General features: G+C 39.4%; 13 protein-coding genes. 3 read left to right on the plus strand and 10 right to left on the minus strand.

Annotated elements, in window-relative coordinates:
• Positions 1–55: 55 nt before the first annotated feature.
• From recA to EF384_RS02665, 5 genes are all read right to left on the minus strand, one after another.
• On the minus strand, positions 56–1,147 hold the full coding sequence (gene recA / locus EF384_RS02645) for a recombinase RecA (RefSeq protein WP_123779442.1): 1,092 nt from the start codon (positions 1,145–1,147) through the stop codon (positions 56–58).
• 86 nt (positions 1,148–1,233) lie between these two features.
• Positions 1,234–2,463 (minus strand): competence/damage-inducible protein A, encoded by a 1,230-nt coding sequence (locus tag EF384_RS02650; RefSeq protein ID WP_123779443.1) that lies wholly within the window; start codon positions 2,461–2,463, stop codon positions 1,234–1,236.
• A gap of 126 nt (positions 2,464–2,589) precedes the next feature.
• The gene (pgsA, locus tag EF384_RS02655; protein WP_123779444.1) at positions 2,590–3,168 is read right to left on the minus strand and encodes a CDP-diacylglycerol--glycerol-3-phosphate 3-phosphatidyltransferase; all 579 of its coding nucleotides are present in this window, start codon (positions 3,166–3,168) and stop codon (positions 2,590–2,592) included.
• A gap of 68 nt (positions 3,169–3,236) precedes the next feature.
• On the minus strand, positions 3,237–5,627 hold the full coding sequence (locus tag EF384_RS02660) for a DNA translocase FtsK (protein ID WP_199729704.1): 2,391 nt from the start codon (positions 5,625–5,627) through the stop codon (positions 3,237–3,239).
• A gap of 73 nt (positions 5,628–5,700) precedes the next feature.
• Positions 5,701–6,060: a DUF1033 family protein gene (locus EF384_RS02665; protein ID WP_123779446.1), complete on the minus strand. Its 360-nt coding sequence runs from the start codon at positions 6,058–6,060 to the stop codon at positions 5,701–5,703.
• Between the two features lie 179 nt (positions 6,061–6,239).
• Between EF384_RS02665 and EF384_RS02670 the strand changes: the two genes are divergently transcribed.
• Complete coding sequence (locus tag EF384_RS02670; protein ID WP_123779447.1) at positions 6,240–6,518, plus strand: acylphosphatase; 279 nt, start codon at positions 6,240–6,242, stop codon at positions 6,516–6,518.
• Between the two features lie 101 nt (positions 6,519–6,619).
• Positions 6,620–7,549 (plus strand): membrane protein insertase YidC, encoded by a 930-nt coding sequence (gene yidC / locus EF384_RS02675; RefSeq protein ID WP_123779448.1) that lies wholly within the window; start codon positions 6,620–6,622, stop codon positions 7,547–7,549.
• Positions 7,550–7,708: 159 nt separating this feature from the next.
• Here the strand turns inward: yidC and spxB are convergent, their stop codons facing one another.
• Positions 7,709–9,487 carry a pyruvate oxidase gene (gene spxB / locus EF384_RS02680; protein ID WP_123779449.1) on the minus strand — a complete coding sequence of 593 codons (1,779 nt, stop codon included), beginning with the start codon at positions 9,485–9,487 and terminating at the stop codon, positions 7,709–7,711.
• A 450-nt stretch (positions 9,488–9,937) separates the two neighbouring features.
• Positions 9,938–11,932, minus strand: coding sequence for an excinuclease ABC subunit UvrB (gene uvrB / locus EF384_RS02685; RefSeq protein WP_123779450.1), 1,995 nt, complete (start codon positions 11,930–11,932; stop codon positions 9,938–9,940).
• 505 nt (positions 11,933–12,437) lie between these two features.
• Between uvrB and rpsT the strand changes: the two genes are divergently transcribed.
• Positions 12,438–12,686: a 30S ribosomal protein S20 gene (rpsT, locus tag EF384_RS02690; RefSeq protein WP_094518596.1), complete on the plus strand. Its 249-nt coding sequence runs from the start codon at positions 12,438–12,440 to the stop codon at positions 12,684–12,686.
• 92 nt (positions 12,687–12,778) lie between these two features.
• On the opposite strand, the gene holA is transcribed toward rpsT, so the two are convergent.
• The 3 genes from holA to EF384_RS02705 are packed head-to-tail and all read right to left on the minus strand — an operon-like array spanning position 12,779 to position 16,991.
• Positions 12,779–13,813 carry a DNA polymerase III subunit delta gene (gene holA / locus EF384_RS02695; RefSeq protein ID WP_123779451.1) on the minus strand — a complete coding sequence of 345 codons (1,035 nt, stop codon included), beginning with the start codon at positions 13,811–13,813 and terminating at the stop codon, positions 12,779–12,781.
• Between the two features lie 16 nt (positions 13,814–13,829).
• A complete protein-coding gene (locus tag EF384_RS02700; RefSeq protein ID WP_123779452.1) occupies positions 13,830–16,160 on the minus strand; it encodes a DNA internalization-related competence protein ComEC/Rec2 in 2,331 nt (776 codons plus the stop codon).
• Entirely contained in the window at positions 16,161–16,991 is an 831-nt protein-coding gene (locus EF384_RS02705; protein WP_233570015.1) for a helix-hairpin-helix domain-containing protein, read from the minus strand.
• Positions 16,992–17,023 lie beyond the last annotated feature (32 nt).

Below are 17,023 nucleotides of genomic sequence, written 5' to 3' on the forward strand. Positions count from 1 at the left end.
CCACACCTTGTCCTAAGACTTAGTGTGACGCTACTATTTTAATTATAATGGTAAATTATTCTGCATCTTCTTCGAATAACTCAGTTTGATCAGCATTTTCTGCTTCTAAAGCAGCTAATTCATCAATCGTTAGTTTACCATTTTGACCGAAACCGAAGTGTTGACGTACTTGGGCATCAATCGTTTCGCGGATTTCTGGATTTTCACGTAAAAATTGTTTTGCATTTTCACGGCCTTGACCAATACGGTCTTCACCGTATGAATACCAAGAACCAGATTTGTTAATGATATCTAATTCAGCAGCTAAATCAACTAGCTCACCTTCTTGGGAAATCCCTTCCCCATACATGATATCAACTTCAGCCACTTTGAATGGTGGCGCAACCTTGTTTTTAACAATCTTGATTTTTGTACGGTTACCAATGGCATTACCGCTCTCTTTAATTTGTTCACCACGGCGAACTTCTAAACGGATTGTAGAGTAGAATTTTAAGGCTCTACCACCTGGTGTTGTTTCTGGGTTACCAAACATAACCCCAACTTTTTCACGGATTTGGTTAATGAAAATGGCGATAGTTTTGGTTTTGTTAATCGTACCTGATAATTTACGTAAGGCTTGAGACATCAAACGGGCTTGTAAACCGATATGAGAGTCACCCATTTCACCTTCGATTTCAGCACGCGGCACTAAAGCTGCAACTGAGTCGACTACGATGATATCAATAGCACCTGAACTTACTAGGGCATCTGCGATTTCTAATCCTTGCTCACCAGTATCTGGTTGAGAAAGTAATAGTTCATCAACATTTACACCTAATTTCGCTGCATATTCTGGATCTAACGCATTTTCAGCATCGATAAAGGCAGCAATCCCACCACGTTTTTGCACTTCAGCAATTGCGTGTAACGATACAGTTGTCTTACCAGATGATTCAGGTCCGTAAATTTCAATAATACGACCTCTTGGGTATCCACCAACACCTAAAGAAATATCTAAGGTTAATGAACCTGATGGAATTGTAGAAATACGCGTATCTCCACGTTCTCCCATTCTCATAATTGAACCTTTACCAAAGTTACGTTCAATTTTTTTCATTGCATCTTCTAATGCTTTTTGACGATTGCTATCGTTTTGATCAATACTCATGCGTAAATCCTCCTAATTGGTCAGTAGCTTCATCTATATTTTATAATTAATTCTGTAATTAAGCAAGAGAAAAACGAACAAATGTTCTATTTATTTTTTAGGACATCAAAATATGCTGTGTAGACAGATCGGTACTGAATGTTTTCTCGACGCCCACGCAAATTGGGTTGTAATACGCGTGTTTCTTTTCCTTTTTCTGCAATACCAATATAGACTGTCCCTACATCCTTACCTTCCATTGGGTCCGGTCCCGCAACCCCGGTAAAAGATATAGCGATATCACTATTGTATAATTTTCGTGCACCTTCAGCCATTTGAATCGCAGTGCCAGGGCTCACCATACCTACTGTATCCAATGTCTCTTGCTTCACACCCAATACATGATGTTTGGCTTCACCTGTATAGGTCACTGCCGAACCATTTAACACTGCTGATGCCCCGGGTACATCTACTAATTTCTTCGCCGCTAGGCCACCAGTAAAACTTTCTGCAAAGGCAATCGTTTTATTTTGGTCCTTCAGATAGGATACCAAGACTTGATTTAAACCTAAACCTTCCCCTTGGCCATAGTAATATTCGCCCAAGCGTTGGTTCAATTCTTTGCTTAATTCGTCCAACTTATCTTCATTTTCCGCTTCATCCGGACCGGCTGCAGTTAACCTGACTGTAACTGCATAATCGCCAAAGTAAATGGCAATAGATGGATTGGTCTGTTCCATAATGAAGTCATCGATTGTTGCTGCTAGTTGTGATTCACCGATACCAAAATAATGTAAATATCGTGAATTCAAACGTAATTGTGCTTGCTCCATTGATAATAGGTAATCAACGACATAGTGTTGGAACATTGCGGTCATTTCACTTGGTGGTCCCGGTAAAAGAATATAAGTGCGGTCATTTTTTTGAATGGCTGTACCAACTGCTTGACCCACAACATTGGGAAAAGAAATTCCATTTTCAAAACGTAAAGCCATGGCTTTATTGTTATCTGTCATCACACGACCTTTAAATGTTTCCATGATATGTGCTTTGCCAGCTTTATCTATGATTAAAGGTTCAGCTAAGTATTCTGCGATTGTCTGTTTGGTGAGGTCATCACGTGTTGGCCCTAATCCCCCTGTGAAAATCAGAATATCAGCCCGTGATTCTGCTTGGGCTGTGACTTTCATCAAGCGTTGTGGATTGTCTCCAACGACCGTTTGGATATAATGGTCAATCCCAAGTTCACTCAATTTTTTTGCGATAAATTGGGCGTTGGTATTGGCAATTTGACCCATTAATAGTTCCGTTCCTACGGCAATGATTTCTGCAATCATTAAAACCCCTCCATCATATATATACGTCTTTTATTCAAAAATCTGCTTTTAAAGTTATGTTTCATTATAAAACAAAAAAGAGCCAGGGAACATCCTGAACTCTTCTAAGTGTTACATATGATTCAATTATAAGCCATCTGAGAAGACTGCTTTGTTTTTCACAAAATAATCGACACCAGAGTAAATCGTAAAGATTAATGCTAGGTATAAAAGAATTTGTCCAATTGAGAAAGGCAACATACCGAATGGGAAATCACCAATCAATAGGAAAATAATTGAAAGCATTTGGGTAAAGGTTTTTAGTTTACCTGCACCACCTGCTGCCATGACGGTTCCTTTTTCAACTAATAATAGGCGTAAGCCTGTCACGGCTAATTCACGCATAATAATAATCGATACTAGCCAAGCAGGTGCAAGACCGATACCAACTAAGGCAATGAACGCTGTGGCTACAAGCATTTTATCAGCTAATGGATCCGCAAATTTTCCGAAGTTAGTGACTAAGTTATCGCGACGAGCAATATAGCCGTCTAACCAGTCAGTAATAGATGCAAGCGCAAAAATAATCGCTGCAATGACATATTGCCAGTGCCATTCACTGCCAAGAACTTGGCTACCCTCGCCATTGGCTGGAATGGACACAAAAATCATAAAAATTGGAATCATAATGATTCGGATCACGGTTAATTTATTCGGTAAATTCAAAAGATCCCTCCTAGGTTGACTATCTACTTTCGGTGTTTTTTATACTATTCAGTATATCACGAAAAGAATTATTCATTCATAGAACTCGCTTGGTCATCGTTACTAGCTTCTTGGAAAATATTCACGACACGTGGCTTAGAACCATCTTGTGGTCCTACGATACCGCGTTGCTCCATATCATCCACTAATCGAGCTGCCCGGTTATAACCGATTCTAAACTGACGCTGTAACATGGATATAGAGACAGTCTCCCGTGTTTTAACGAAATCTAGCACTGTGTCCCACATTTCATCCAAGTCTTCTCCTGGACCAACTTCCTTGGTCTCTGTTGGCATCATAGACTCAATATAGTTAGGTTCTTGTTGATCTTTTACAAAATCAACCACATTTTCAACTTCTTGATCCGTTAAATATGCACCTTGGACACGAATCGGTTTAGATTCACCCATTGGTAAGTACAACATATCCCCACGACCAAGTAATTTTTCTGCACCATTTTGATCGATAATGGTTCTTGAGTCGGTACCTGATGATACTGCGAAGGCGATTCGCGATGGTACATTGGCTTTAATAATACCCGTGATGACATCCACCGATGGACGTTGCGTTGCTAGTATCATATGGATACCAGCTGCACGCGCCATTTGCGCTAAACGTGTAATCGCAGCTTCCACTTCTTTTGAAGCGACCATCATTAAGTCTGCTAACTCATCTACAATTACCACAATATACGGCAAGGTTGGATGTGTCGTTCCTTCATTCAAGTTTTCTTCGTGGATAAAATCATTATAGCCATCAATATTACGTTGACCTGACGCTGCAAACAATTCATAACGTCGTTCCATTTCTTGCACCACTTTTTGCAAGGCTTGCGCCGCTTTACGTGGATTTGTAACAACTGGTGTTAACAAATGTGGAATGCCGTTATAAATCGATAACTCTACTTTTTTAGGGTCAATCATCATCAATTTCACTTCATTTGGCTTAGCATTCATCAGGATAGAAACGATGATACCGTTGATGGCTACCGATTTACCAGAACCAGTAGAACCCGCAATCAACAAATGCGGCATTTTGGTTAAATCGGCTGAACGGATATTCCCTGAGATATCTTTTCCTAAAGGCACTTCCAGCACCTTACCTGATTTCATTTGATGTTCATATGAATCACGGAAGGATACAAGACTTACTTCGCGGTTTGGCACTTCAATCCCGATAAAGGATTTACCTGGAATTGGCGCCTCAATACGGATATCTTTAGCGGCTAATGATAAGGCAATATCATCAGCTAAACCAACGATTTTACTAACCTTAACACCTATTGCCGGTTGAATTTCATATTTGGTAACCGCTGGTCCTAAATTGGCTTTTGTTACTTTGGCATCCACATTGAAGCTCTTGAAGGTTGCTTCCAATTTGCGTACATTTTCTTTGATGACCGCATATTCACCACTTTGGTCAATTTCCTTAACAGGCTTCAATAAAGTCACTGGCGGTAATCGATATTCCGGATTTTCTGGCTCTGCGGCCATGTCCATCACAATATCTGTCCCATCATCGACATCTGCTTCATCGTCAGCATCCGCAGTATTAGCTTGTGCTTGAGGATTACTTGCAGTCGCTTGATTTTTCGCATGCATTTCATCCGCTGTGGTACCAATAGGCAAGGCGGTTTGCTCCACCTTAGCACTTGTTGGCGCTGGTCCAACGATGACCACATCATCGGCTTCTTGCGTAGTTGGTGCTGGTTTGATGCGATTAACTGGTGCTTGAGCACCCGCAATTTCAAATTCTGGTTCTTCGGCTTTCTCTACCTTTTTATTTGTTTGCTTGGTCGCAGGTTTATTTTTCGCTTGCTCTGCTTTATAGGCTTCACGATCTTCACGATAAGCAGCAATTTGTGCTTTGGAAGTTTGCCAAAATTCAGCCAACCATTCACCTACCACACTGATAATCGATTGGATACCTTCTAGTAAATCAATCCAAGTAATACTGAATAGATAGCACAATAGAATCATCAACGCGATGCCGACAAAGATGTAGGTACCCAATTGGCTGACCGTATAATAGGTAAATGAATATAACAATCCACCTAGTAAACCACCACCAAGTGGTAACCCTGCACCCTCAGCCGTGAAATTGGCGATCACACGTTGCCAAGTCACTTGTAAAACACTCGTATCCGATGACACTGCAATCGCTAAATAATCCCATGCGTGCATGAGTATGGCAAAAATAGGTACTGCCCAGATTAATGTATTCATGATGCGCCCCAACACAAGTGGGCCATGTCCTGTTACTAGGATCCAAGCAGAAAAAATAATTTCAATAATAAATACAGGAATGGCTAATCCACCTACAAAGAATTCCATCAAATGCATGAATAAGCGACCTAACGCGCCTAATTCAAGAACACCTATAATGGAAAAGAATAATTGCATTCCCGAGAATAATTGCATTTGAAAAAGCTCTTGTTGTTTTTTTGTACGTTTTCTCTTTTTCTTCGTCGCCACGATAGACCCCCTCTTCTTACTATATTTCTTGGTCGTTTAGACCAGGATATTGATTGAGTAACGCGGTTAATTCTGCTACCATATTATCTGATAAAGGTTGGTTATCTTCAAAAATCACTAATGAATGATACACTTGTTCATCGTTAGCGCATGGCTCACACCAAGATAATTCACCTGGTTGCCAAAAAGCAGCCATGCCAGCAACCCGACTTCGATATTTAGGAAATAATTTATTTAATTGTAAAGTTTCTTGTGCATATTTTTTGCTTGCTTCTTCAATAGAATCGGTTGTGTAAACAGACACGACATCTTCGTGCCAATCGTCATTAAACCACCAAGGTTCCTCAAAGCCCTCGGTTTGATATACTTGAAAACCCATATTTTTCACGCTCCAATCAGCACCCTATTATAACAAACTTAGGTCTTTTTTTCACGCAAGGCCAAATTTAAAGACGATACGTTTCATGCCTCTATACAAATCATTGAGAAATACGCTTGCTAAAGATATTACACACTTAACTATTCTAGGCATTTTGATCAAAAGAAAGTAGGTATATAATGAAAACTTATAAATACCATGTCATCGGACGCGTTCAAGGCGTTGGTTTCCGTAACTCTACAACCATGTTAGGCACTCAAATGGGCTTAGGCGGCTCTGCCAGAAATTTGGATGATGGTAGTGTGGAGGTTATTGTCCAAGCTGATGAGGAACAATTGGCTGAGTTTCTTCAAGCACTTAAACATAATCGAAACAATCCGTTCGCCCGCGTCGATGGTATCCAGCTGATTGATAGCTATGAAAGTGAAAAAATGACGAAATTTAGCGCCATTTATTGAAACTCATCCTTAAATTAGCTACAATGATAACGTTAAGCAAAATATAGTATAGCTTAAATGTATCGTTAATCTATATACAAAAAATCAAAGGACGTGAAGAATTGTCAAGCCGTTTAAAGAATAAACGACTATCACTAATGTTTTTAGTGATGTCACTCGTGGTATTTTTGGGTGGATGTGCTAACCCAAATAACCCAGATGGTATTATGTACCGTCTTACTGTAGCACCAATTGATAGCTTAATCACTTGGATTGCGAATCAATTTTCTGGTAACTATGGTCTAGCGATTATCATCATTACGATTTTAATTCGTGTCATCTTATTACCATTAACATTGAATCAATTAAAATCTTCAACTCGCCAACAAATTCGTATGCAAGCATTCCAACCACACTTGAAAGAAATTCAAGAACGTCAAAAGAATGCAACAACGCAAGAAGAAAAAATGCGTTTAGCAACTGAGCAACAAGAATTCATGCGCGAAAACAACATTAACCTTTTAGGTGGTATGGGTTGTTTACCGTTACTATTACAATTACCAATCATCTCTGGTTTGTATACTGCTATCCGCGTAAGTGATGCGATTGCAAGTTCACAATTCCTAGGTATTTCTCTTGGTAGTTCAAACTTGGTATTAGCGGTTATCACAATCATTATGTACGTAATTCAATCATTTATTTCACTACAAGGTATTCCTGAAGAGCAAAAAGCGCAAATGCGTTCAACTTTATTCATGACACCAATTATGATGGGATTCATCGTATTTACAACACCAGCTGGTTTAACTTTATACTTCTTAACAGGTGCTATTTGGTCAATCTTACAAACAGTGTTCACTACTTTCTACTACCGTCCAAAAATTCAAGCGGAAGTTGACAAGGAAATGAAAGAAAATCCGATTAAAGTCGTTACACCTTCAAGCACTGGCCGTAAAGATGTTACGAACAGCGTAAAAGAAGAAAGCAATCCTGCAAGTATTCAAAAACAATTGAAAACATCAAATCGCAATGCAGGTAAACAAAAGAAATAAGACAATTTTAAAACCGTTAAGACCTCAACAAGAATGAGGCCTTAACGGTTTTTCTTGTGGTCAGTTTTCCCATATACGCAAAAAGGTCATCCCAAGCATGCTTGGAATGACCTTTCTTAATTGTCTGAATATTCGTAAGTTACAAGATGATCAATAACATTATTTAATGTATTGAGACTCTAAGCCTTCAGCTTCTAAGTATTCACGTAATGGCACTAATTCTTCAGCTTCATAACGTTCTTTGTAAGCTTTGATTTCTTCTTCGCTGTATAATTTAGAATCTAATTCTAAAGTTTCTACAGGGATTGGACGATCGTTAGTGATCTTAGCGTCGATAACAACTGTCTTACCTTCTTTGTAAGCAGCAACAGCGTCAGCCATTACTTGGTCCATATCTTCGATACGACGAACAGTGAAACCAACAGCACCTTGTGCGTCAGCAATCTTAGCGTAGTCTACATCAGTGAAGTCTACACCGAATAAGTTTTTGTTTGTGTCTTCGTATTTGTTCTTGATGAACGCATATTCAGTATTCGCAAACACTACGTTGATTACTGGCATGTTGTAACGTACGTTTGTAACAACGTCAGGGTATGTCATAGAGTAAGCACCGTCACCCATTAAGTTCCATACTTGACGATCTGGGTAAGTGTTTTTCGCACCTAAACCACCTGGGATAGCGATACCCATTGTAGCGAATAATGGTGAAGTTCTCCACATATTCTTAGGTGTCATATGTAAGTGACGAATTGATGTTTGAGTTGAGTTACCAACATCAATAGAGAAGATTGCATCTTCATCAGCGTATTTGTTGATCGCATTGTAAACTTGGTAGAACTGTAAGTCACCTTCAGTTTTAGTTTCCAATTTGTTCATGTATTCACGCCAGTTAGCGATGTTCTTCAAGTTAGCGTTCCACCATGCTGATTCTTCAACAGCATCAACTTTAGCTAAGATTTGATCAATTGCTTGACCAGCATCACCTAAGATTGTTACATCTGCGTGGTGACGTTTACCTAACATAGCTGGATCGATATCGATTTGGATGAAGTTCTTAACGTTACGGAAAGTACCTTCAACTTCAGCGAATGGGAAGTTAGAACCTGCAAATAATACAGTGTCTGCTTCTAATACAGCTTCGTTAGCTGGTTTCCAACCTACACGGTAAGTAGAACCAGTTAAACCTTCGAAGTCCCATTCAAATGTTTCAAAGTTTTTACCAGTAGTGATAACTGGAGCTTTGATTTTACGAGCTAATTCTTGAACTGCTGGACCGTGACCCATAGTACCAATACCAGCATAGATTACAGGGCGTTTAGCATTGTTTAATGCTTCAACTGCTGCATCGATGTCTGCATCGTTGATAGCTGATGGAACGTAGTCACGTAAGCTGTCAGCTGATGAGTACCATGCATCTGCATCGATTTCACCACGTGGGAAGTCACCAGGGATTTCTAATACGGCAACACCGCGTTTAGCAATCGCTGTACGAGCTGCTTCGTCAACCAATTTAGGTAATTGTTCAGCGTAAGCTACACGACGGTTGTAAACTGCAATGTGATCGTACATTGGGTTTTGGTTTAATTCTTGGAATGCGTCCATGTTTAATTCTTTTGAAGGACGAGAACCTAAGATAGCAACTACTGGAATGTTATCCATTGCTGCATCGTATAAACCATTGATTAAGTGAGTTGCACCTGGACCACCAGAACCAACAGTAACACCTAAGTTACCGCCGAATTTCCATTGCATTTCAGCAGCCATAGCCCCTACTTCTTCGTGTTTCACTTGGATGAATTTAACGTTGTGGCCTTCTTCACCCATTGCATCCATAAATGCACTTAATGTACCAGAAGGAATACCATAAACTGTATCCGCTCCCCAGCTTTCCAAAATTTTCATTACGGCTAAACCGATATTAATTTTGTCTTTTGACATATTAGATTGCCCTCCATGTATTTAAAATTTAACAACTTGAATTCTAGCATGTAAAACAGTTTCGTCCAAAGATTTCATGAAATTCGTGCTTGTGAGCCAAATATTTATCAAAAAAAGGCACTTTTGAGTACAATATTGTTCTGTTTTTGCCTTTTTTGGCCAAAAGTGATACAAGACTTCGAATTGTACTATTACAGTTTACATACGTCATTTATATTGGTAATTAACGTTTTTTTGACTTTTCTAAAAAATACAGTGTTACACATTTGATTTTAATGATAATTTGACGAAAATTAGGTATTTTATGCTGCAAAATAAACATTTGACTACCTGCTTTACCAATCGTGAATCAATTTTCAATGTATATTGCCTGTAATCACCCCATTCAATGCAATCCAATATAGCAAAATAGAGGTTGAACCATCGTTCCCCCTCTAATTGCCAGCGTCCTTACCGTTTCATTTCGGCTTTCAACTCTAATATAATATCGCGAAGTTCGGCCGCCTTTTCAAAGTTCAATTCTTTAGCCGCTTGTTTCATTTCTAATTCTACATTACGTAATGCTTGTTCTTTATCATCTCGTTTCAATGAACGGATTTGTTCTGTTAACGAGTTGCTCATTTCTTCTGAATTTACATGGGTAATGCGAATAGCATCTCGAATATCTTTTTTGATTGTTTTCGGCACAATACCATGTTCTTCATTATATGCTTCTTGAATACCACGACGACGAGCAGTTTCATCCATTGCTCGACGCATTGAATCAGTAATGTGGTCACCGTACATAATTACATGCCCATTTTGGTTACGCGCTGCACGTCCAATTGTTTGAATCAAGGAACGTTCATTACGCAAGAAACCTTCCTTGTCAGCATCTAAAATCGCAACAAGGGAAACTTCAGGCACATCGATACCTTCACGTAGTAAATTAATCCCAACCAGAACATCGAATACACCTAAACGTAGGTCGCGAATAATTTCAGTACGTTCCAAAGTCTTAATGTCAGAGTGAAGATATTTCACCTTAATGCCCACATCTTCTAAATAGTCAGTCAAGTCTTCTGCCATACGTTTTGTCATCGTTGTAATGAAGACACGTTCTGCCCTTTCAATACGCGTATTGATTTCACCAATCAAATCATCAATTTGTCCATCAATAGGTCGAACTTCGATTGTTGGATCCAATAAACCTGTTGGTCTGATAATTTGTTGGACGATATGGTCCTCACCAGATTTTTCGACCTCGTAATCAGCTGGTGTCGCAGATACATACAGTGCTTGATTTAATTTCTCTTCAAACTCTTCTAAACGTAATGGTCGGTTGTCTAAGGCTGAAGGTAAACGGAAACCATGATCAATTAATACTTGTTTACGTGCTTTATCTCCATTATACATACCACGTACTTGTGGCATGGTCATATGTGATTCATCTACCATTAATAGGAAATCTTCTGGGAAGAAGTCTAATAAAGTATAGGGTGCTTCGCCTGGTTGACGGCCATCCATATGACGTGAGTAGTTTTCGATACCATTGCAATAACCCATTTCTAGTAACATCTCAATATCATAACGGGTTCGTTGCTCTAAACGTTGTGCTTCTAATAGTTTGTTATCATCACGTAATTCTTTTAGACGTGCTTCTAACTCCTCTTCAATCGATTTAACTGATTTTTCTACTTGCTCATGGTCAACCACAAAGTGAGTTGCCGGATAGATTGGGAAATGTTCTACTTCATTACGGACTTCACCAGTTAAGGCATCCACTTCACGAATTCGATCAATCTCATCACCAAAGAATTCCACACGAATTGAAGATGAATCATGAGATGCTAAAAACACATCCACAATATCGCCACGAACACGGAAAGTACCACGTTGAAAATCAATATCATTCCGTTCATATTGGTTTTGAACTAAACGTAACATAAAGTTGTCGCGGCTCATTTCTTGACCTTGGCGAATGGAAATGACGTGTTCTCGATATTCTGCCGGATTCACTAACCCATAAATACAAGATACAGATGCAACGATAATCGTATCTCGTCGTTCCAAAATGGCTGAAGTTGCTGAATGACGCAATTTATCAATTTCATCATTGACCGACGCACTTTTTTCTATATAAGAGTCACTTGATGGTACGTATGCTTCGGGTTGATAGTAGTCATAGTAAGATACAAAGTACTCTACTGCATTATTGGGGAAAAACTCTTTTAACTCACCATATAATTGCCCTGCTAATGTTTTATTATGTGCCAATACCAAGGTTGGACGGTTGGTTTGTGCAATTACATTGGCCATGGTAAAGGTTTTACCAGTACCCGTACCACCTAGTAATACTTGGGCTGGTTGCCCTTCTTCAATACTTTCAACAATTTTTTTAATGGCTACGGGTTGGTCTCCACTTGGTTCATATTCTGAAACTAATTCAAATTGATCTTTCATCATGAACCTCACTTTCTTATTTCATTTACACTATTTCATATCAATTTATTATACCATCCTAGTGACTAATGCTGAAATAATTCCATTTTTGATAATAGTATATTGGACAAAATACCTTCAATAAACGGAATTATTTATTTAAAGAATTATTCGCGCCTTTTGATTTAGCGTATATGATTTATTTAAACGCGCATATATTTCATAGAAAATTTGAAGGACTGTAAGTGTTGTTCCTTAGCCGTGAAAGAGCATGAAATCGATACCTTGGCTCGATTTCAAACCGGGAGACCTTGGCTCCCGGGGGTGCCACGGCTCATAAGGAACTTAAACTGCAAGGACGAAAAGCTAAAATTTTATACTTTTATCCCAACACCATATTTTGTTCACTTTTAATAAATATATGCCTTTTCACAAATATACCTTGACTTGTATGGGTTAAATTCTGTATAATATTGTCTGTTAGTGACAAGTTCACTCTTATAATTTGACAAGAAAGTAGGTGTTTTTAATGCCAAATATTGAATCTGCAATCAAACGTGTTCGTCAAAACGAAACTGCTAATACTCGTAACAGCGCGAAAATCGCTTCTGTACGTACAGCTGCTAAACGTTTCGAAGAAGCTGCTGCTACAAACGCAGACAACAAGGAAGAATTATTCCGTTACGCTTCTAAAGTAATCGATTCAGCTGCTAGCAAAGGTCTAATCCACGCTAACAAAGCTGCTCGCGAAAAATCTCGCTTAGCTAAAAAATTATAATTTGTTCTTGGTAAATGGTGTTACCAAATTCAAGTAAATAAAAAGAAGGAAAATGACGTACGCATTTTCCTTCTTTTTTTGTTGTCTTTTTCTTAGCCCATGGCACGTTTGCCACAAAAATCTAAAATAAACCATTCAATACCAAGGTTTTGGTCTACTTTCCCCTGTTTAATATCGAAATCTAATTCGACCAATTTCATGTAACCTAGCATCAATCGTTCTGGTGCATAGGCACGCATCGCTTGGGCAGCCATTTTAATTCGGTATGGATGTCCGCCAATTGTTTTGGCAATTGACCCTTGATCATAACCTGCTTTAGACAGTTGCACGATTTGCGTATACAAGCGGAAATTTGATTCTAACAAACCCAAAATCGCAATCGGTTGTTGTTTCTGTGCAATCAACTCACGGTACATGCTAAGGGCTGCACCCGCATCTTGACGCATAATATAATCTGTTAAATGGAATATATTATCATCAATCGTTGGTGACACCAGCACTTCCACATCGTGATGTGTGATTTTCTTTTCCTCGCCCACATATAAAATTAACTTGTCCATTTCTCTCACTGACAAAGTTAATTGATAGTGCGTACGTTCCAAAAATAAGCCCATCGCTTCACGCGTCATCTCTACACCCTCAGATTTCACATATCGTTGCATGTAATCTTTTACCTGATTTTCGGGCATCAGACTTGTATCCACAAATGTTGCCTTTTTCTTCAATTCTTTTACTATTTTTTTACGACTATCGATAGAATCATAATCGGCTACAATCACTATAATGACTTCCTCTGCGGGGTTATCCAAATAATCCAATAGACTAGTAACGTCTTGTTTCACTGCGCCTTTACTCTTTTTACCCGTCATGAATAATGGATGACGCATAATAATCAGACGTGGCTCATTAAAGAATGAAATGGTATTTGCTTCAATCATCGCATCATTCAAACTATCTTCTTCCAAATCAAATGATACATAGTTCATAGAATTGGCTTCATCGCCTAAAAAACGGTTTTGAATAGCAGTCAAGAAGCGGTCGATGAGGTAATTTTCTGGTCCTTGTAAGACATAGATAGGGTCAAACTGCCCATGTTCTAAAGCCTGAATTGCCTTTTGTAATTCCATTTCACACCTCCTAGTTTTAATGCACTGTTTCTATTTTAGCTGATTTTGGCCAATAAATATAGTGGACAGCGCCCATTGTATCAGTTCTTTGAATTTCCACACCCGCAGCAGTTAAATCCGCCACGACCCGCTCACTTGGATGACCGTAACGATTCTCCTTCCCCACCGAAATCCAAGCAATCTTTGGTTGGATCTTTTCAATAAACGCTGGTGGTGTCGAATTCTCAGACCCATGATGGGCAACCTTCAAAATATCCACCGGTACTTGCGGCAAAATTCCCTCTTCCGCGCCCTCAATATCACCCGTAAACAAGAATCGATGCAAGCCAATTTGCCCGTACAGGACAAGTGAATCCTTATTCTCACCATCACTGACTTCACTAGGTGCCAATACCAGTAATTTGGTGTGGCGATTTAGGTTCATCTGATCCCCAGTCCTTAGCCAAATGATGTTCATATCCGGATTTCGCCCCGCTTGAATCCCTGCCTCTATCGTCGTGAGCGATTCCTTGTCAGCTTGCATGCCAATAGGCAGATATAAGTTTTCTATGGGAAAAGTAGCTGCAATTTCAACAAAAGAACCAATGTGATCATAGTCACCGTGGGTCAAAAAGACACCCTTCAATCGGCGAACGCCTGCAGCCTTGTACATTGGTATCAGTTGCCGTTCAGCGAGGGAGTCGCTATCCCTCATTTTCCAGGCATCTTCTTCCTTCGTTTCGCCGGCAATTTCACTGAAGTTCATTTTTCCAGCCAGATCAATCGCATATACATTAGATTGGTAGGGCATTTCAAGTAAAAGACTGTCGCCCTGACCGACATCTACCATGGCAACCTGCCCATAACGGTGCAAATAAGGATTGGCGTATAAGGCTAATATGGCTATGGCGATAAATATATGGGCTGATTTTTGAAGTTGTGGTTCGGATAATGAAACCAGGAAATATAAGAGACTGCAGACAAAGAATAGCAAGACCCATGTTTGCGGACGACCGGTTATCCAATGGAACCAGGTCCAAGATTGGGCAAACTTGGCAATTCCTTCTACCCCTTGGATGATATAGGCGATAGCGGATTGTAGCCACCAAAAGTAATTCGCTAATGTAAATATATGTAAGGCTAAAATACTGAGCAAGCCTGGGAATAGAAAGGCTGCGAATACCCATGAGTAAACATAATTCAGGAATAAAGCAATCCAAGAAAATTCAAAATAGGTCATGATGAGAAAAGGGATGGTGACTAAGGTGCAGGTAAAACTTTGCCATAATTCGACCATGAGTGGATGTTGGTATCTGGCCTGAATTGCTTGTCCTGTGAATAAGATGGTATAGGAAAGTGCAAATGTTAGTTGAAAGGACAAGCTAAAAATTACTTGAGGATCTAAAATCATTAACACTTGCATTGCCCAAGTCGTCCCCATGATTGACGACGGATCTTGTCCCCGTCTGTCTTGAATAACGTTATAGCTGTACGCCATGGTTGACCTAATTAAACCGTACGGCATACCTAATATCATGGTATATAGACCTAAAATAAGAATAGCAATCAAGTCAAAATGCTCTACTGTCAAACCCATGCGCAAAAATATATTCTTGAAAATACGCAAGAAATATTGCACATGAAAGCCTGAAATGGAGAATAAATGGATCAATCCAATTGTCTGATAAGCGGACAAGGCATCTTCATCTAAGGCGTCCATTTGATTGAAGAATAAAGATAAACTGTAGGCCTGGACAGTTTGGTTGCTTAGCGTTTGTAGCCACTGGGTAATTGCCTGAGCTGTATTCGGCAACCAATAGGTGAAACTGGAAAGTGAGGATTCAATCCTGATTTCATCCGCTGATAATATCCAATATATATCCTGACGCTTCAGATATTCTTGGTAATTAAATAAATAAAAATTACCATTTTGATTTGGAACTTCTAAAGTACCCTCTGCGAACACGCGCACTGATTGTGGTACAGTCATCCAATCTTTTTGACTTTGTTCATCCGGCAGTGTATAAAACACCTGGATTTTTTCTGACTTGCCGTCTACGGTATCAGATGTTTGCCCTTTTAAGGACAACAAATTCCCTTCCACCTTAATATCTGTAACAGCAACATCCAACATAAATTGTTGTTCCTTGCCAGTCAAATGACTAACTTCCTCTTGTTTGTGATATACAAAAAACATGCCTAATAATAGTTGGATGACCACAAATTGGCGCAAGAACTGCCTATTGTGAAGGCAAAACACCCGCACTAACCACACTAGATATAATAAAAAACTCCAAAAATGTGGCTTAAAAACAAGCAATATTAACAACAAAATACCTACCGCATGAAAAATTAACCCATATTTCATCTATTTAACCACTATAAAATCGCGCAAATTTTCCATGGTTTTCTCGCCAATACCCGAAACCTTATCTAGGTCATCGATTGTTTCAAATGGACCATTGATTTCACGATACTGAATAATATCAGCAGCGCGTTTTTCACCAATTCCCGATAAATTTTGCAGCTCATTTGCATCCGCTGTATTTATATTGATTTTTTGTGCTTCATCTTTCCCACTAATACTTGCATTTGCCCCATCACTGGAAGTCTGCGTCGATTGTGTAGCTTCAACCAAAGACGTCACGCTCGCTTGAACTTCCTCCCCTGTTTTAGGAACATATATTACCATCTGATCTGTGACTAATTGGGCTAAGTTCACTTGTGCCTGATCTGCATCCGGTGTTAACCCACCGGCCAGGGCAATAGCATCGTGGATACGCATCCCCTCAGTCACAGGGACTACTTGTGGCACGCGAACGGCTCCTTTCACATCCACATACCAAGTCACTGGTTGACTACTTACACTTGATGACACGATTACTGACGTGGCAGTTTTTGCTGTGCTTTCTTCTAATGAAGCAATCGATTCTTCAGAAGTCACACTTGATCCAGTGGACACATCATTTTCAAGTGCTAAGGCTGTATCAAGCAATTCACTGTCTTTAGCTATCAAATCTTGTTGATTTGATGGCACGCCAAATAACTGGGTAGCCGTATAGACCCCCAGTCCGATAAATAATATGATTGTGACACCAACGGCCATCAAGACTTTTTGGTATTTGGCCCAAAAGACTTGTAACGAATGATGGTGTAAGTCGTGTTTTATTTGCGATAGGAAATCCTGGAATCGATTCATTTTTTCTCACCTCATCTAATCTATACGTAGAA

The organism is Aerococcus agrisoli, assembly GCF_003797145.1.
GTDB classification, from domain to species: domain Bacteria; phylum Bacillota; class Bacilli; order Lactobacillales; family Aerococcaceae; genus Aerococcus; species Aerococcus agrisoli.

Bases quoted from the DNA above. Each gene is read 5' to 3' on its own strand.
- spxB (WP_123779449.1), bottom strand. From the start codon at position 9,487: ATGTCAAAAGACAAAATTAATATCGGTTTAGCCGTAATGAAAATTTTG.
- uvrB (WP_123779450.1), bottom strand. From the start codon at position 11,932: ATGATGAAAGATCAATTTGAATTAGTTTCAGAATATGAACCAAGTGGA.
- EF384_RS02665 (WP_123779446.1), bottom strand. From the start codon at position 6,060: ATGGGTTTTCAAGTATATCAAACCGAGGGCTTTGAGGAACCTTGGTGG.
- EF384_RS02700 (WP_123779452.1), bottom strand. From the start codon at position 16,160: ATGAAATATGGGTTAATTTTTCATGCGGTAGGTATTTTGTTGTTAATA.
- EF384_RS02650 (WP_123779443.1), bottom strand. From the start codon at position 2,463: ATGATTGCAGAAATCATTGCCGTAGGAACGGAACTATTAATGGGTCAA.
- rpsT (WP_094518596.1), top strand. From the start codon at position 12,438: ATGCCAAATATTGAATCTGCAATCAAACGTGTTCGTCAAAACGAAACT.
- EF384_RS02660 (WP_199729704.1), bottom strand. From the start codon at position 5,627: ATGCAATTATTCTCGGGAATGCAATTATTCTTTTCCATTATAGGTGTT.
- EF384_RS02705 (WP_233570015.1), bottom strand. From the start codon at position 16,991: ATGAATCGATTCCAGGATTTCCTATCGCAAATAAAACACGACTTACAC.
- holA (WP_123779451.1), bottom strand. From the start codon at position 13,813: ATGGAATTACAAAAGGCAATTCAGGCTTTAGAACATGGGCAGTTTGAC.
- EF384_RS02670 (WP_123779447.1), top strand. From the start codon at position 6,240: ATGAAAACTTATAAATACCATGTCATCGGACGCGTTCAAGGCGTTGGT.
- recA (WP_123779442.1), bottom strand. From the start codon at position 1,147: ATGAGTATTGATCAAAACGATAGCAATCGTCAAAAAGCATTAGAAGAT.